We start from the raw sequence: 15,705 nt of genomic DNA, 5'->3' as shown, positions 1-15,705 counted from the left end.
AGCGCACCTGGAACGTCTCGCCGGTGTACTGGCCGGTGACGGTCACGACGTGCCATTCGTCGGCGTCGGTCATCACTCGGTTCATGTGCTGCTCGTAGGGTGTGGGCTGCTCGTGTGAGTGCTCGAGCACGCGCGCGTTGCTCTCGCGGCGTTCGTCCAGGCGTCGCAGCTGCCACTCACCCAACTGCACGAAGAGCGTAGCCAACGCGGCGATGAGCACCACGAGCGCAACCCAGCGCACAATCATCTTCTTGATCATTCCGGCTCCACCTCCCCGGGAATCACCTCGGCTGCCGGTAGGGCCAGCGGGTCGACGGTGTCGTCGTCGGAAGCGTAGTGCGTTGCGCGATGATCCTCACCATTGGCTAGCACGACGGCGAAGGCGGGAATGATGGCCGCGCCCGCGAGCGCGACGATCTTCCACCATCCGGGCACGACGAGGAACAGCAGGAAGCACGCCGTGCGCACGATCATGGTGATGGTGTACCGCTTTTGGCGTTCCTCCACGTCGAGCGAGTGACCACGCGGAGCGATGGGAGCATGGTGGGTTCCCTCGTCGCTTCTGGCCATGCGAGCCAGCCTACTCCAGCATGAGCGAGAAAATGCTGTGGGAAATGCACAGCCCGCCGCACGCCAGGCTCCGGTAGGTTGCAATCCATGACTGATCGAGTGGTACTTGTCACCGGCGGATCCAAAGGGATCGGCCGCGCCATGGCCGAGACCTTCCGCGACGCCGGCTACCGCGTCGCAGCCACCTACCGCAGCGGGGAGGTGCCCGACGGTGTGCTCGGCGTGCAGTGCGACATCACCAGCCAGAGCTCCGTCGATGAGGCATTCGAGCAGGTGGAACGTGAACTCGGGCCGGTCGAGGTGCTCGTCGCCAACGCAGGCATCACGAAGGACACGCTGCTCATGCGCATGTCCGACGACGACTGGCAGCAGGTGCTCGACACCAACCTCACCGGCACGTTCCGCGTCGTCAGGCGAGCATCGCGCCCGATGATGCGCGCTCGCTTCGGTCGGATGATCCTCATCTCGTCCGTGGTCGGACTCATGGGCAACCCTGGCCAGGTGAACTACGCGTCCTCGAAGGCGGCCCTCGTCGGCATGGCGCGGAGCATCACCCGGGAGCTCGGCGCCCGCGGGGTCACCTGCAACGTGATCGCGCCCGGCTTCATCGACACTGACATGACGAAGGCCCTCGACCCCGAAGTCATCAAGGACTACGAGCAGCGCATTCCGGCGGGCCGACTGGGCAGCGTCGACGACGTTGCCGCCGTCGCGCTGTTCCTCGCGGGCGATGCGGCCGGCTACACCACTGGCGCCGTCATCCCCGTGGATGGCGGGCTAGGCATGGGGCACTGAGAGATAAGGACGGACACATGGGCATCCTCGAAGGCAAGAACATTCTCGTCACGGGCGTGACGATCGACACATCGATTGCGTACGTCGTCGCCGACATCGCGCAGCAAGAAGGCGCCAACGTCGTCATCTCCGGCGCCGGGCGTGCGCTGCGGCTCGCCAACCGCGTCGCAAAACGGCTCGACCCGGCACCGCCGGTGATTGAGCTCGACGTCACCGTCGACGAGCACCTCACCGGGCTGCCGGCGGCGCTCGAACCGCACTTCGGTGAGCGCCTCGACGGTGTCGTGCACTCCATCGCCTTCGCCAACCCTAAGACCGCGCTCGGCGGGCGGTTCCTGGACACCGAGTGGGCTGACGTCGCACAGGCGCTGCAAATTTCCGCGTACTCGTTGAAGTCCCTCGCCATGGCGGCCAAACCGATGATGGCAGGTGGCGGGTCTATCGTCGGGCTCACCTTCGACGCGCAGGTAACGTGGCCGGCCTACGACTGGATGGGTGTGGCGAAGTCTGCGCTGGAGTCGACGTCGCGCTACCTCGCCCGCTACCTCGGCCCCGACGGCATCCGCTCCAACATCGTCGCAGCCGGCCCCATCGACACCCTCGCGAAGCAGGCCATTCCCGGCGCGAACGAGTTCAACGACATCTGGGGTACCCGCGCTCCGCTGGGTTGGGACGCCAAGGATGCTCGTCCCGCGGCGAAGGCCGTCGTCGCGCTGCTGTCTGACTGGTTTCCCGCCACGACGGGGGAGATGGTCCACGTCGACGGCGGTCTCCACTCGACGGGGGCTTGAGCGCAGCTCCGCGGCTCGCGGCTGGATCGCCCGACGACGAAGCCCGCGGCAGGTAGGCTGGAGGCATGGCAACAGCAGTAGCGGAATTGGCGGGCGTCACAGTTCGACGTGGGCAGGCGGTGCTGCTGGATAACGTTGACCTGCGCATCGACGAAGACCAACGTTGGGTGGTGATTGGCCCCAACGGCGCCGGTAAAACCACGATGCTGCAGCTCCTCGCCGCGCAGCTGTACCCGAGCGACGGTGTCGTCGGGGTGCTCGGCGAGGTGATCGGCGCCGTTGACGTGTTCGAGCTGCGCCCGCGCATCGGCCTCACCTCGTCGGCGTTGGCCGAACGCATCCCGGCGAACGAGAAGGTACGCGACCTCGTCGTCTCCGCCGCCTACGCCGTCGTCGGCCGGTGGAACGAAGACTACGACGAGTGGGATTTCGCGCGTGCCGATCAGCTGCTCGACGAGTTCCGCATCGCGCAGTTCGCCGACCGCACCTTCGGCACGCTGTCGTCCGGCGAACAGAAGCGCGTGCAGGTAGCGCGCGCCCTCATGACTGACCCCGAACTGCTCCTCCTCGACGAACCCGCCGCCGGCCTCGACATCGCGGGGCGGGAGGCGCTCGTCACCACACTGGGCGACCTCTTCTCGAACTCGTTCTCGCCCGCATCGGTGTTGGTGACGCACTACGTCGAGGAGATTCCGGCTGGTATCACGCACTGCATGCTGATGAACCACGGGCGCATCGTCGCATCCGGTCCCCTGCACGACACCTTGACCTCCGCAAACCTCAGCGATGCATTCGACACACCATTGCGTGTGAATTATGTCGACGGCCGGTGGGCCGCGCGAGGAGCGTGACCAGTGGACTGGCTCGTCGCCTGGTTCCGTGACAACGGCTGGATCGGCTGGGGGCTACTGGCGATCGCCCTTGCCGCAGCTGAACTCCTCACGCTGGACCTCACACTCCTCATGCTCGCCGTGGGCGCCCTCGCTGCCGGGGCGACGTGGTTCGTCGCGCCTGGTTTGGTGTGGCTGCAGGCGCTCGTGGGTATCGCGGTAGCGGCGCTCACGCTGTGGCTGCTGCGCCCATCGCTGCTCGATCGCGTGCGGAACTCGCCTGGGTACCGTTCGTCGCTGGATCAGCTCGTCGGCGCGACGGGCGTGGCGACGGCTGAGATCACCTCCGCGCGCGGCGAGGTGCGCGTCGACGGTCAGGTGTGGGAGGCCCGGCCGTACGACCCGCAGGTGCGGATTCTCGAAGGGCAGCACATCGAAGTGTTTGGCATGGACGGCATCACGCTGCTGGTGTACCCGTCATCCTCAGCAAAACCCCTCGACGCCGGATTCTAGAAAGGAACGCGACGTGGAATACGTAATCATTGCCCTCATCGCGCTGGTGATTTTGTTGCTGGCGATGAGCTTGAAGATCATCCGCCAACAGCAGAAGGCCATCATCGAGCGCCTCGGCAAGATGCACAGGGTGCTGGATCCCGGCCCGCACCTGATCCTGCCGTTGTTCGACCGCGTGGCATATCTGCTCGACATGCGCGAAGAGGTGGTCTCGTTCCCGCCGCAGGGCGTCATCACGGAAGACAACCTCATGGTGTCGATCGACTCCGTGATCTACTTCCAGATCGTCGAACCCCGCCGCGCCGCGTACGAGGCGCAGAACTACCGCGCGGCCATCGAGCAACTCACTATGACCACCCTGCGCAACATCATCGGCGGCATGGACCTCGAGGCGACGCTCACCTCCCGCGAGGAGATCAACCAGCGGCTGCGTTCGGTGCTCGACGAAGCCACGGGCAAGTGGGGCATCAAGGTGAACCGCGTGGAGCTTCGCTCGATTGAGCCACCTGCGACGATCCGCGACGCCATGGAGAAGGGTGCTCGCGCGGAGCGCGACAAGCGTGCGCAGATTCTGCTCGCCGAGGGCCAGCGTCAGTCGCAGGTGCTGAACGCGGGTGGTGACCGCGAGTCGGCCATTCTACGCGCTCAAGGTGAGCGGGAAGCAGCGGTGCTTCGAGCGCAGGCCGACCGTCAGTCGGCGATGCTGCGGGCAGAAGGTGAGGCGCAGGCCATTACGACGGTGTTCCAGGCTATCCATGCCGGCCAGCCTGACCAGGCGCTCCTGGCCTATCAGTACATGCAGATGCTGCCGCAGCTCGCGCAAGGCGACTCCAACAAGGTGTGGGTTGTGCCCTCCGAACTCAACGACGCACTGAAGGGCCTTGGTAACGCGATGGGTGGCGGCAACAGCAACGAGGGCCGCACTTACGTCTCCGAGGGTGCGAAGCAGTTCACGCCGCCTGAGAAGATCGATGTCCAGGCAGAGATCGCCGAGCAGGCCGAGAAGGACCGCAAGGCCTCGCAGGAGACTGTCCAGCAGGCCATCAACGAGGCCCAAGCACTCGACAACCAGGGCGCTGCCAAGCGCAAGGCCACCGGCAAGCAGGCCCAGGAACCGACCACTCAGCAGGTCGCAGGGGCGCCGTCGCAGCTGGAGCCCCCGCAGCAGGCGTCGGCGCAGCAACAGGGCCTGGCCCCGCAGACTTCTGCCGCACAGCCGCAGGCCCCGTGGGCTGCGCCCCAGCCTCCACAAGAACACGGGGGACCCACCGCCTAGTGGGAATCACAGTGCTGGGCGCGGCCGAGGCCCTGCCCTCGAGAGTCGTGCCTTCTGCGGAGATTGAGGACCGCATCCGTCAGGCCTCTGGATTCCGGCTGCCGCGGGGCGTCGTCGAACGGGTCACCGGCATCCGTACCCGACGCATGGTGGCTGAGGGCGAGTACGCCTCGACGCTCGCCGCCCGCGCTGGGCAGGCAGCGCTGGAGGCAGCAGGCGTGGCGCCGTCGGAGGTGGACCTGCTGGTGTTCGCATCCGCCTCACGAGACTTCATCGAGCCTGCGACCGCGCACGTCGTCTCGCACGAGCTGGGCATCCGCGCCCACGCCTTCGATGTGACCAACGCCTGCAACTCGTTCATCAATGGGATCGAGATCGCGACGACACTGCTCGCCTCGGGCGCGTACTCGCGGGCGCTGGTGGTCACGGGGGAGACCCCGACGCGCTCGATCAGGTGGCAACTGGAATCGCTTCGGCAGTTCATGACGCACTTCGCAGGCTTCACCTTCGGCGATGCTGGTGGGGCCGTGGTGCTGGGCCAAGGGCCGGGCCCAGGCCTCGGGCGGCCGATGGCGCAGACCCGCTCCGAGCACTGGGACGTCGGCGGCATCTTCGGCGGCGGCTCCCGGCATCCATTCGATTTCGACAAGCTCTACTTCACAGGTGCCGGCACGGAGTTGCGGCTCGCGTTCGAGAGTATGGGGCCCGACGTGATCGACGCCCTGCTGCACCGCGACGGTCGGCACGTGCAGGACTTCCGGCACGTCTTCGTCCACCAGGTGACGGTGCCGTATACCGAACGATTCTGTGATGTCGTGGGCGCGCGCCGCGAACAACTCGTGTGGACCGTACCGGAGCTGGGCAACGTCGCCTCTGCGTCGTTGCCCATTCAGCTCTCGCGAGCCTGGGAGAGCATCACGCCCGGCGAACGCAGCCTGCTCGTTGGGCTGGGTGGTGGTATCTCCATCCAGGTCATGCCGTGGGAGCGTGGCTGAGATGGCAGTGCCCGGCGTGTTGATCCCCGCGTACAACGAGTCGCGCGGCATTGCAGCCACACTCGACGCGCTCGCCCGGCAGACGTGCCACGAGTTTCAGCTTGTGGTCGTCGACAACGCCTCCACCGACGACACCGCCGACGTCGTGCGGAGCTTCGCGACGTCGGCACCGTTTCCGGTCACGGTCCTGACCGAGCCGGAGAAGGGAGTGGGCTGCGCCGCCGACACCGGTGCGCGCTGGCTCATCTCCCAGGGCGCGCCGTGGTTTGCCCGCACCGACGCCGACTGTCTGCCAAGACCCGAATGGTTTGCCCAAGCCCAGGACGCGATCAAGGAGGCCGACCTGGTGTGCGGGGCAATCACCGCCCGTCGAGATGAGAACGGGTTGCTGGCACGGCTGCTGTTTGCTGCCCAGGTGCGTCTGGCGGCGTGGTTCGGACGGTGGCGCCCGACCAATCGCGGGCCGCAGTTTCTCACCCCCTACCGCATGCACGCCGGCAACAACATGGCGGTACGCGCCGACGCCTACCTTGCCTCAGGTGGTTGGCCGCGGCGTGGCGCACCCACAGACAGGCAGTTTCTCAATGCGATGCGTGCCACGACGCCGCGCATCGTGCAGTGCCGCGGCATGGTCAGCGAGAACTCGACACGGCGGTTGAAGGCGATGGGTGTCGTCCAGACGGCACGCTGGTACCTGGACCAGGGCGCCGGCGGCAAGGAGGAGGACCCGCGATGAGTGAGCTGCTGCTGCAACGTGTGCTCGACGGGCTCGCCGATCGTCCCGACGACCCGGTCTTCCTGGGTATCGATCGGATCTCACGCGCAGAGTTCGCCGATCTGGTGCGGACGTACGCGGGCGGGCTACGCAAACGCAAGGCCCGCAACTTCGTCCTCATGGTCCGCCCCGGCCCGGCCTCGTTCGCGCTCGCGCTCGCGGCGGTCGGCATGGGGATCCGTATCGACCTCATCAGTCCCAAAGGCGGCACCGAGCTGGTGCAGAGCAGGCTTGAGGAGACGGTGCCGGACTTCGTCGTCGCTGAACCGGGGCTCAGATTCCTGCTCAAGGGGCCGGGCTGGCTGCGGCGCCCGGCAGGGCTGCCGGACTGGAGGATCTGGCCGGAGATCGTCTCCATCGACGATGTGGGTGGCGCGCAGGTGCGGCGCTACGGAGTGGAGGAGGACCAGTCTGCGCTGACGGTGTTCACCTCCGGCACCACCTCACACCCGGTGGGCGTAGTGCACACGGCCGGTTCTTTGTCGGCGGGCGCGGAGATGGTCTCGACCCTCTTCGACGCCGATGCGCCGGGGCCCGTCATGGCGGGCACCTTCTTTGCGATGCTGCCGGCCTATGCGCTCGGCAAACCCATCGTGCTGCCCGCACGCAATCCCCGACGCATCGCCTGGCAGTTACGGAAATGGCGTCCATCCCACACCTACCTGACCCCACCCCAGTGGCGTGCCGCGCTGGCTGCAGGAGCCACGACGACCGGCCGCGTCTTCGCGGGCTCGGCCACAGTGACGGCCAACCTGCTCTCTCGACTGCGGGCAGCCGGTGCCGACGAGGCGTGGGGCGTGTACGCAATGACCGAGGTCTTCCCGGCTGCGGCGATCGAGTCGCGCGACAAGCTCACCGACGACGCGCGCGGCGATCACGTGGGCCGACTCTTCGACGGCGTGGACGCGCGCATTGAGGACGACGAGATCATCCTCTCCGGCCGCTCGATGGCCCCGAGATACATCGATGGGCAATGGCGCGACGATGTCGCCACCGGCGACCTGGGCATGCTCGAGGGCCGCGAGCTGTGGCTTCAGGGGCGCCGCAAGGACATGATCCTTCGGGGCACGCACAACATCTACCCGGGCCTCTATGAGCCGAGACTCACCGTCGAAGGGGTCGACGTCGCGTTGCTGCTCGGCGTCCCCGCCGATGACGGCGACGAGGAGCTGGCACTGCTCGTGGAAGCGGGAACCCGCTCGGACAAGCTGCGCAGGGAGCTCCAACGCAAGGCTCGGGAGCTGGGGCTCGTCGTCGATCACATCATCTTCGACACCGTGCCCACCTCCGGCCGCTCGAACAAACCCGATCGTCAGGCAGCCCGGGCACTGGTGCAGCAGCACATCGGGAAGGAGCAGGGACGCTGATGGGCAAGGCACGCATCCGCGACCGGCTCGTACACGTGGCCGCCCATCCGCTGGTGTTCGCGGCGCTGGGCATCGGCAGGCAGACGGGCCTGCCGGGGCGACGGATCGTCGCCAGTGCTGAGGGTGTGCGTGAGGTGCTCACGAAGGTGCCGCTGGATCGCACCGACAGGCACACCACCGGGGGGCTCGTGCGTGGCCAGGGCAGCGCAGGCGAGAGCTGGTTCGACGGGGAAGGGAGCGCGCACCGGCAGTCTCGCCGCGAGCTGGGGGCAGCGCTGACGGGTGCGGGCATCCGTCGGCTCGCCCGCCATTGGCAGCCCGTGCTGGATCAGTACGCGCAGGCGATGACCGCAGAGGCCGTCGACGTGGTGACGATGTCCCGCATCATGTCGGGGCTCGTCACACTGGACCTGCTCGGCATGACTGCGGACCGTGAGCGTGCCCTGGTCCTCACCGCCGCCACACGTGTCGTCGCTGCCATCTCCGTGCGTGCTCACCTGGCCGGCGACACGTCCCGCAACCTCACGGCACCCCTGGAGAAGGAGTTCCCCGGGCTGGGCCCGAGCGAGGTGATGCTGGCCGTCGCTGCCACCACCACCATGCTGAGTGCCATTCCCCGCGCGCTGGCATGGTGCGCCGATGATGGCCTCTTCCCGGACGCTCAGCGCGACCCGGAGGTGATGGCTGCCGAACTCATGCGCGTGATCGCACCGACGCCACTGTTGCCGCGGATCGTCGGGGATGACAGCCAGGTGGAGGGACGTCCGGTGCGCAGGGGGGAGCATCTGCTGCTGTACCTGCTGCCTGCGATTGCCCGACCGGAGCCGAGTGTGGAGCACCCGCAGCCACCTGCCCAGGCGCAACTGGCGTTCGGGGCCGGCTCCCACGCCTGCCCGGGTCGAGGGTTGGCGCTGGCGATGGTCGCGGACGCGCTGCGCACCTTCGCGCCCATCCGGCCCCGCGTCACCCGCGCAGTCCCCGACGTCGGTGCCGGGCTGCCGCAGTGGAGGTCGTTGTGGTTGCGCTGACGGTGGCCGTGACGGGGGCGAGCGGGTTCGTCGGCAGGCACGTGGCGCAGGCGCTGCGTCAGAGGAAGCACCGTGTCGTCGCGCTAGGCAGGACTCCGGTGCCAGGAGAGTTTCGACGGTGGGATGCCGCCTGCGAGACCCCGGACCTCAGCGGGTGCGACGCGGTGGTGCACTGCGCGGCAGCCGTGGGGGACACGGGCCAGGCACAGCACTTCCGGGCGGTCAACGTCGAGGGCGCTAGCCGCCTGTTGGGCGTGGTGGGGGAGCGCCCCGTGGTGTGGATGTCCAGTTCGTCTGTCTACTCCACACGCCAGCGGCGGCACCTAGCCGACGAGTCCCATCCGACGACCGAGGGCCATCTCGGCCACTACGGACGCACCAAGGCAGTGGGCGAGATGATGGCCCTGGCGCACGGCGCCGTGGTGCTGCGCCCGACCGCGGTCTACGGGCTCGACGAACGCCACCTGGTGCCGAGGCTGAGGCGCCTGGTCAGGGGGCACACGCTGCTGCTACCCGGTCCCGACGTGCAGCTGAGCCTCACCGACGTCGATGGGCTCGCCCGCGCCGCTGTGCAGGCACTTGCGTGGGCACCCGGGGCATACAACATCGCCGATCCTGAGCCGTATTCGCGCGACGACGTGCTCACCTCGGTGTTGGGGCAGGTGACGGGCCGGACGTTGAGGCCGCTCAGGCTTCCGCTTTTGCCGGTGGAACTCATTGGCCCACTGCTGCCGGGAATCAACCGCTATTCGCTGGATCTCATCACCCACGAGCACACCTACGACGTGCGCAAGGCCCTCGCCGCCGGCTGGGATGCGGGCGAGGTGCGGGTGCAGGATCTGGACTGGGCGCGGGCCACACCGCGTTGAGCGTCGCCGACGTGGCGGCTCAGGCGGGGGTTGTCGCTGCACCGGGCCGCCAGCTTGGCCTGCACCGACTCAGGACGAAACCCATCCTACGCGGAATAAGGAGCACCGTAGATTAGGAATGCTGGAACCCACCTATTTTGGTGGGTTCCAGCATTCCTAATGCAGCTAGTTGCATTAGGCTGGCACTACTTCCACTTCGAGACATGCGTCGTGATGTAGTCGGGTTCCTCGAGTTGGCCCCACGCGAGCCGTGTCTTTGAGCACATGACGGCCGAATAAGCGTGTGGCGCCTTCATCGCGGTGAGAGTGCTCGTCGCGGTGTCAAAAATGAACACCTTGTCTCCTTCACTACCCATGGGCGTGGGTGCGAAGGCCACCTTCCCGGAGCACACAGCCAGATCCCCGACTTCTGTGTTGAGTGGGAGAGGAATGCGGGCGATCGGTGCGCCGTTTGCGCGAACGATGATGATGTTGTCTTGGATGAGTGCAGCCACTACGTCCCCGCCGGAGGCCAACTCGGACACGCCCACCCCTTCTTCCTCTTCCTCTGCCTTGGTAGTGGAGTAACGAATCACGTTGGTGACGCGGCCGGATCCGTCAATGCGCACCACGCCTACTTCCTTATAGTTTGTTCCGTTGTGTGATTCAGGGGTGTGCTCAAGCTGAACCGCGACGACGCCGCCATCAATAGGAGAGACGTAGTAGCCGGAGGGAAGCATCTCCTTGGGCTCTCCTCCCGCTGGATCGGCTGCCAAGACCCGGACACCGAATGTCCCATCTTGTTGCTGCGTGGCTGTCCACCACCAAACCAGTCCAGCTGAGAGTTTGGGAACCGGATCTCCACCCAACAGCGGTACTTCGGATGCGCCGAAGGAAAGCTGATCCTCCGCAGCCGCGACGAGTCGTGGCGTGCCACCGGATAGTCGTTGCGAGAAGAGACGCCAGTTAGATTGGCTCAAATCGGTGGAGCTCGTCTCCATCCATACAGCCCAGTTGTCGTCGATATCGCCAGCGTACGTCTGCCGAGCTAAGCCATCACTACGAATATGTGCTGTGCTGTCGAACAGCTTGGAGGATTGGTTGTCGTAGAGAAGGCCGACCCGTCCGCTCTTCACTATCTCCTCGGAATCTCTGTTCTCGCTGGGATCGAAGCTCACCAACGCGGCATTGGACGCGAGGGCGAGCACAATGCGATCAGGGTGTCCTTCGGGAGGCCGGCCAAGTTTGACGATCTCCGGCAGCGTTATCGGGCTTGCAGACGACAGGTCTACGGTGGGAAACGACACCGGCTTGTCATGGGCATCATTGATCGTTACACCGTGGTCATCCGTGCCGTGGCGTTGCGGCGTCGGTGCGCTCCTGGAAGCAGTCGCGTCGGAGGTGGGGGATGGCTGTGTGCCGCCGTTGGCGGGGTGGTGAGCGCCCTGTGGTTCAGGGCTCGGTTGAGGTGAAACCGAACAACCTTGCATCGAACACAATGAGAAAAGTGCAAGGGTTGCGACAGTCTGGAGCCGGGTGAACTTTGAATGCAACATAGCGTTCCTTAGTTTCAGCATCGATGGTGAACGCTAAGGGGGGGGGGAGTACTGCGACTGCTCTCCTAAGCACATCAATTATAAAGCAGGCGTCTGCGGCAGGGCCGGAGGGGTTAAGAACTCGCGCTCGCTCCGTCTTCCGGAGTGTTGGCGGCGAGCCGTGCGGCGATGATGCTGGAAGTGATGATCTGCGCCTGGTGGTAGATCATGAGTGGCACGACGAGCATGCCGACGATGGATGCGGGGAACAGCACGGACGCGATCGGTACGCCGGTCACGAGTGACTTCTTTGTGCCGCAGAACATCACCGCAATCTGATCTTCGCGGGGGAACCCGAGCCAGCCGGCGACGTGCCACGTCAACCACAGCATGAGCGCGAGCAGGGGGAGCGTGAACGCCAACGTCACGAGCAAGTCAGACCAGCTGAGCCGCCGCCACATGCCGCTGGCGAACATCTCAGAGAACGCGCCGTAGACGATGAGCACGATTACCGCTTGGTCGAGGAGCTTCAGGCGGTCTTTGTTGCGGGCCATGAAATCGGCCGTGACTACGCGGGAGAGCTGGCCCAAGAAGAACGGCAGTAGCAGCTGGACGAACACGTCGAGGGCAATCTGCCACGACAGCCCGCCGCTGGCTGACGGGAAGAGCAGCATGACCAGCGCGGGTGTGAGCACCACACCCAACACATTCGACGCGGTAGCCGACATCATGGCCGCCGGCACGTTGCCGCCTGCCAGCGAGGTCATGTTGATCGACGACTGCACCGTCGACGGCGCTAGGCACAGGAACACGAGCCCGATCCGAACGGGGTCGGACACGAAACCTTCAGGCATGAGCAGCATCGGGGCGCCGACGAGGGGGAACAGCACGAACGTGAACGCCAGGATGGTGAGGTGGAGACGCCAGTGCTTGATGCCCGCCACCGTTTCCGCGGTGCTGAGCCGCGCGCCGTAGCCGAAGAACAGCACGAACACGGCCACCTTGGTGGCGAAGTCGTAGATCTCCGCCGGTCGTCCCGAAATGGGTACGACGATCGATAGCGCCAGCGCGCCAAGGATGACAAGCGTCATCCGATCGATCTTGAACTTCACGGAAGCTCGACGTTACTCGGCGGCGTCTTCGTCGGCCATGCCAGGAGGTATGGCTGCGGTGAGCTTCGGGCTCACCGGCCAGTCGGCGGGGTAACGCCAATCAAGCTCGGCCACTTCCTTGTCGAGCTTGCGGCGCGCGCGCGACGAGATGCGGTCGCCGTAGACGGTGCCGTTGAGGTGGTCCGTCTCGTGCTGCAGGCAACGAGCGAGCAGTCCGGTGCCTACGACCTCAACGTCGTTGCCCGACGCGTCCTGCCCGCGGCAGACGGCGTAGTCGGGGCGGGAGACCGTCGCGTATCCACCCGGGTAGGAGAGGCAGCCTTCCTCCGACGAATCGAGCACGCGCTCCTTACCGTCGGGCAGGGTGACGACCGGGTTGCACACCACCCCGCGCTGGATGTTCATGTCCGCATCCGGGCACTCGTAGACGAAAACGGAGAGGTCGAGGCCCACCTGCGTGGCTGCCAGGCCGACACCTTCGGCAGCTTCCATCGTGGCGAACATGTCCCTCACCAGCTGCTGAAGCTCCTCATCAAACTGCTCCACAGGGCGCGTTTGCTGATGCATCACGGGGGTGCCCCAGCGGGTGATGGGGAGCACGGTGCCACCGGTGGTGAGGTCCGTCATTGTCAATCCTTGCCTTCGACGTTTTGCTCCGCCCATTATGCCGTCTCCCGACGTAGTCTCGAACCCATGGCCGCATGGGAAGCCCTGATCGAGGAGTACGGCGAACACCTCGCCACCGACCGTGGGCTCTCGCCGCACACCGTACGTGCCTACGGCGCTGACCTCCGCCTGCTCGCAGCCCACACCGACGATCCGCGCGCCGTCACGTTGACCACGCTCAGAACCTGGTTGGCTGACATGGCCGACGAAGGAACAGCCGCCTCGTCGATCCAGCGTCGGGTGGCGTGCGTGCGCGGTTTCTTCGCCTGGGCGGCTAGAGAAGGATTCATCGACGCCGACCCCGCGCTTAGGCTGGTGGCGCCGAAGCGTTCACGTCGGCTGCCGAAGGTGCTGTCGCACGGGGAAATCGACGACGTCATGGCGAGCGCAACCACGCGCCTGATGGAAAGCGACGACCCACTCGCCGCCCGCGACCGAGCCATCGTCGAGCTGCTGTATTCGAGCGGGCTGCGCATCTCAGAACTCACCAGCATCAAGATTCGCGACGTGGACGCCGAGCAGCGCACGGTGCGGGTGATGGGCAAGGGCGCCAAGGAACGCGCAGTGCCAATGGGAGCACCCGCGGCAAGCGCCGTCGCGGCCTGGTTGGAGCGCCGCGATGAGCTGGCGACGCCGCGGAGCCCCGACACGCTCTTCCTCGGCGCGCGCGGGGGAGCGCTCGACCCTCGGGTAGCCAGACGCGTCGTGCACGAAGCGACGGCCGCCGCCGGCCCAGGCGCGGAGATCGGCCCCCACGGGCTGCGGCACGCCATGGCGACGCACCTGCTCGACGGAGGCGCCGACCTGCGCAGCGTGCAAGAGATGCTGGGGCACGCGTCGGTGGCGACCACACAGATCTACACCCACGTCACCTCCGAGCGCCTCCGGCAGGCCTTTCAACAGGCCCATCCGCGCGCCTGACCAGCCGCGCCAGCTCACCGCAATAACGTCAGCGGGTCGACGAGCGCCCCACCCTTCCACGCCATCCAGTGCAGATGGCACCCGGTGGAGTACCCGGTGGTGCCCACCACACCCACCTGCGCGCCCGCCTCGAGGCGTTGGCCGACTTGCACGTCGAAACGCGGCAGGTGGGCGTAGGCCGTGACGAGACCGTTCTCATGGCGCACGTGGATTCGCAGCCCGTATCCCCTGCTGGTATCGCGTTTGATCACCTCGCCCGCCCAAGGCACATGAATGGGCGTGCCACATGCGGCGCCGAAATCCACCCCGTCGTGCAATTTGTAGATGCCGGTGACCGGGTGCACACGCATGCCGAACTTCGACGTGACCGGCCCCCGCACAGGCGCCTGCCCAGGCGCGACCGGCCCGGCGCCCACCGTCGCGGCGGGCAGCGCTGCTGGCACCACGGGCATCGCTCCCATGGGTGCCAGCCGTACTCGACGAATCGTGAGGTAGCGGAGCGGATCGTGGTAGTCGGTGCCGTCGGTGAGCCCCCAATGCAGGCAGGCGGGCGTGCAATGCCCAGGCTGCAGTGTGCCGATCACCTGGCCCGAGGTCACCACCTCGCCCTTGCGTACGCTGCCTGACACCGGCGTGTACGTGGTGCGCAGTCCGTTGCCGTGGTCGATGGACACCGACGGGCGTCCCGCCACGACGCCCGCGAAATGCACGCGTCCTTGCGCTGCGGCGCGCACGGGCGTGCCCGGTTTGGCCATGATGTCGACACCGCGATGGCCAGGGCCGTAGCGGTGCGCGGGTGCGTCAAAGCCGCGCACGACGGGGCCTTCGACGGGCATCGTGAGTTCGAGGCCCGAGGCGTGGGCTGGGACAGCGCTCCACGCCACGAGCAGGAGGGTGATGAGCAGAAACTTCTTCATACCCTTTGTTATGGCAGCGACACGCCCGAAACTTGCATGCGATATGAAGTCTGTGGATAACTCTCGACGGATATCCGCACGGCAGCTGATCTGCTCGGCAGTTGGGGGCTAGCCGAGGTTCGGCTAGAATCACACACGCACCCACACACGTGGGTGACTTCGCATGCGCTGTGGGCTCGCCCCGGTTGCTCAGTGGTCCCGTCCAGACGGGTTGGGCGCCGAGCGCATCAGGATTAACCACCGTGGGCATTGCCCACCCGATATGAGGTTGTGCGCGCTGCGCCAACCGCGAAAGGAACGGCCATGGCCGTCGTAACCACAAGGCAGCTGCTGGAAAACGGCGTTCACTTCGGGCACCAGACCCGTCGTTGGAACCCCAAGATGAAGCGTTTCATCTTCACCGAGCGCAACGGCATCTACATCATCGACCTGCAGCTCTCCCTCACCTACATTGACAAGGCATTCAACTTCGTCAAGTCCACCGTCGCGCGCGGCGGGCAGATCCTGTTCGTCGGCACTAAGAAGCAGGCCCAGGGCAGCATCGCCGAGCAGGCCACCCGCGTCGGCATGCCCTACGTCAACCAGCGTTGGCTGGGCGGCATGCTCACGAACTTCGACACCGTCTCCAAGCGTGTGCAGCGCCTCAAGGAACTCGAGGCCATGGACTTCACCGACGTCGCCGCCTCTGGCCTCACGAAGAAGGAACTGCTCGGCCTCGAGTTCCTTGAGGCGCTGCACACGCTTGGAGACGGTGTCGAAGTTCGTG

Annotated in this window: 18 protein-coding genes; 12 read left to right on the top strand and 6 right to left on the bottom strand. The window is 66.2% G+C overall.

Features of this window, described 5'->3' with window-relative positions; genetic code table 11:
• Together Q0X61_RS10265 and Q0X61_RS10260 are read right to left on the bottom strand one after the other, a co-directional pair.
• The coding region (locus Q0X61_RS10265; RefSeq protein ID WP_297742434.1) for an SURF1 family cytochrome oxidase biogenesis protein at window positions 1-259 on the bottom strand (259 nt) is incomplete at its 3' end.
• Complete coding sequence (locus Q0X61_RS10260) at window positions 256-570, bottom strand: DUF3099 domain-containing protein (RefSeq protein WP_297742433.1); 315 nt, start codon at window positions 568-570, stop codon at window positions 256-258. The genes Q0X61_RS10260 and Q0X61_RS10265, both read right to left, overlap by 4 nt.
• A gap of 87 nt (window positions 571-657) precedes the next feature.
• Between Q0X61_RS10260 and Q0X61_RS10255 the strand changes: the two genes are divergently transcribed.
• From Q0X61_RS10255 to Q0X61_RS10210, 10 genes are all read left to right on the top strand, one after another.
• A complete protein-coding gene (locus Q0X61_RS10255; RefSeq protein ID WP_297742432.1) occupies window positions 658-1,365 on the top strand; it encodes a beta-ketoacyl-ACP reductase in 708 nt (235 codons plus the stop codon).
• A gap of 17 nt (window positions 1,366-1,382) precedes the next feature.
• Window positions 1,383-2,156 (top strand): enoyl-ACP reductase FabI, encoded by a 774-nt coding sequence (gene fabI, locus Q0X61_RS10250; protein WP_297742431.1) that lies wholly within the window; start codon window positions 1,383-1,385, stop codon window positions 2,154-2,156.
• 65 nt (window positions 2,157-2,221) lie between these two features.
• Window positions 2,222-3,007: an ABC transporter ATP-binding protein gene (locus tag Q0X61_RS10245; protein ID WP_297742430.1), complete on the top strand. Its 786-nt coding sequence runs from the start codon at window positions 2,222-2,224 to the stop codon at window positions 3,005-3,007.
• A 3-nt stretch (window positions 3,008-3,010) separates the two neighbouring features.
• Window positions 3,011-3,499 carry an NfeD family protein gene (locus Q0X61_RS10240; RefSeq protein WP_297742429.1) on the top strand — a complete coding sequence of 163 codons (489 nt, stop codon included), beginning with the start codon at window positions 3,011-3,013 and terminating at the stop codon, window positions 3,497-3,499.
• A 64-nt stretch (window positions 3,500-3,563) separates the two neighbouring features.
• Window positions 3,564-4,775, top strand: a complete 1,212-nt coding sequence (locus Q0X61_RS10235) for an SPFH domain-containing protein (protein WP_297742436.1) — start codon at window positions 3,564-3,566, stop codon at window positions 4,773-4,775.
• Window positions 4,775-5,770 (top strand): 3-oxoacyl-ACP synthase III family protein, encoded by a 996-nt coding sequence (locus Q0X61_RS10230; RefSeq protein WP_297742428.1) that lies wholly within the window; start codon window positions 4,775-4,777, stop codon window positions 5,768-5,770. Before Q0X61_RS10235 ends, Q0X61_RS10230 begins: the two co-directional genes overlap by 1 nt.
• A 1-nt stretch (window position 5,771) precedes the next feature.
• The gene (locus Q0X61_RS10225) at window positions 5,772-6,506 is read left to right on the top strand and encodes a glycosyltransferase family A protein (RefSeq protein ID WP_297742435.1); all 735 of its coding nucleotides are present in this window, start codon (window positions 5,772-5,774) and stop codon (window positions 6,504-6,506) included.
• Entirely contained in the window at window positions 6,503-7,912 is a 1,410-nt protein-coding gene (locus tag Q0X61_RS10220) for a class I adenylate-forming enzyme family protein (RefSeq protein WP_297742427.1), read from the top strand. Before Q0X61_RS10225 ends, Q0X61_RS10220 begins: the two co-directional genes overlap by 4 nt.
• On the top strand, window positions 7,912-8,940 hold the full coding sequence (locus tag Q0X61_RS10215; RefSeq protein ID WP_297742426.1) for a hypothetical protein: 1,029 nt from the start codon (window positions 7,912-7,914) through the stop codon (window positions 8,938-8,940). The genes Q0X61_RS10220 and Q0X61_RS10215 overlap by 1 nt, the downstream gene beginning before the upstream one ends.
• The gene (locus Q0X61_RS10210) at window positions 8,916-9,809 is read left to right on the top strand and encodes an NAD(P)-dependent oxidoreductase (protein WP_297742425.1); all 894 of its coding nucleotides are present in this window, start codon (window positions 8,916-8,918) and stop codon (window positions 9,807-9,809) included. The genes Q0X61_RS10215 and Q0X61_RS10210 overlap by 25 nt, the downstream gene beginning before the upstream one ends.
• 185 nt (window positions 9,810-9,994) lie before the next feature.
• Here Q0X61_RS10210 and Q0X61_RS10205 read toward each other — a convergent pair whose 3' ends face one another.
• From Q0X61_RS10205 to def, 3 genes are all read right to left on the bottom strand, one after another.
• Window positions 9,995-11,095, bottom strand: coding sequence for a hypothetical protein (locus Q0X61_RS10205; RefSeq protein ID WP_297742424.1), 1,101 nt, complete (start codon window positions 11,093-11,095; stop codon window positions 9,995-9,997).
• Window positions 11,096-11,457: 362 nt separating this feature from the next.
• Window positions 11,458-12,435: a bile acid:sodium symporter family protein gene (locus Q0X61_RS10200; protein ID WP_297742423.1), complete on the bottom strand. Its 978-nt coding sequence runs from the start codon at window positions 12,433-12,435 to the stop codon at window positions 11,458-11,460.
• A gap of 12 nt (window positions 12,436-12,447) precedes the next feature.
• Complete coding sequence (gene def, locus Q0X61_RS10195) at window positions 12,448-13,062, bottom strand: peptide deformylase (protein ID WP_297742422.1); 615 nt, start codon at window positions 13,060-13,062, stop codon at window positions 12,448-12,450.
• Window positions 13,063-13,128: 66 nt separating this feature from the next.
• Between def and Q0X61_RS10190 the strand changes: the two genes are divergently transcribed.
• Window positions 13,129-14,022, top strand: a complete 894-nt coding sequence (locus tag Q0X61_RS10190) for a tyrosine recombinase XerC (RefSeq protein WP_297742421.1) — start codon at window positions 13,129-13,131, stop codon at window positions 14,020-14,022.
• A gap of 14 nt (window positions 14,023-14,036) precedes the next feature.
• On the opposite strand, the gene Q0X61_RS10185 is transcribed toward Q0X61_RS10190, so the two are convergent.
• On the bottom strand, window positions 14,037-14,939 hold the full coding sequence (locus Q0X61_RS10185) for a M23 family metallopeptidase (protein WP_297742420.1): 903 nt from the start codon (window positions 14,937-14,939) through the stop codon (window positions 14,037-14,039).
• Window positions 14,940-15,242: 303 nt separating this feature from the next.
• Between Q0X61_RS10185 and rpsB the strand changes: the two genes are divergently transcribed.
• On the top strand, window positions 15,243-15,705 hold a 463-nt coding region (gene rpsB, locus Q0X61_RS10180; RefSeq protein ID WP_297742419.1), incomplete at its 3' end, for a 30S ribosomal protein S2.

This window comes from uncultured Tessaracoccus sp., from assembly GCF_947255005.1.
Classification (GTDB): domain Bacteria; phylum Actinomycetota; class Actinomycetes; order Propionibacteriales; family Propionibacteriaceae; genus Arachnia.
The sequence above is the reverse complement of the archived record's forward strand: the minus strand, read 5'-3'. Positions and strand labels throughout refer to the sequence as shown.

Excerpts from the sequence above, each read along its gene's own strand:
- Q0X61_RS10260 (WP_297742433.1), bottom strand. The coding sequence starts at position 570 with ATGGCCAGAAGCGACGAGGGAACCCACCATGCTCCCATCGCTCCGCGT.
- Q0X61_RS10255 (WP_297742432.1), top strand. The coding sequence starts at position 658 with ATGACTGATCGAGTGGTACTTGTCACCGGCGGATCCAAAGGGATCGGC.
- fabI (WP_297742431.1), top strand. The coding sequence starts at position 1,383 with ATGGGCATCCTCGAAGGCAAGAACATTCTCGTCACGGGCGTGACGATC.
- Q0X61_RS10245 (WP_297742430.1), top strand. The coding sequence starts at position 2,222 with ATGGCAACAGCAGTAGCGGAATTGGCGGGCGTCACAGTTCGACGTGGG.
- Q0X61_RS10235 (WP_297742436.1), top strand. The coding sequence starts at position 3,564 with ATGAGCTTGAAGATCATCCGCCAACAGCAGAAGGCCATCATCGAGCGC.
- Q0X61_RS10225 (WP_297742435.1), top strand. The coding sequence starts at position 5,772 with ATGGCAGTGCCCGGCGTGTTGATCCCCGCGTACAACGAGTCGCGCGGC.
- Q0X61_RS10220 (WP_297742427.1), top strand. The coding sequence starts at position 6,503 with ATGAGTGAGCTGCTGCTGCAACGTGTGCTCGACGGGCTCGCCGATCGT.
- Q0X61_RS10215 (WP_297742426.1), top strand. The coding sequence starts at position 7,912 with ATGGGCAAGGCACGCATCCGCGACCGGCTCGTACACGTGGCCGCCCAT.
- def (WP_297742422.1), bottom strand. The coding sequence starts at position 13,062 with ATGACGGACCTCACCACCGGTGGCACCGTGCTCCCCATCACCCGCTGG.
- Q0X61_RS10190 (WP_297742421.1), top strand. The coding sequence starts at position 13,129 with ATGGCCGCATGGGAAGCCCTGATCGAGGAGTACGGCGAACACCTCGCC.
- Q0X61_RS10185 (WP_297742420.1), bottom strand. The coding sequence starts at position 14,939 with ATGAAGAAGTTTCTGCTCATCACCCTCCTGCTCGTGGCGTGGAGCGCT.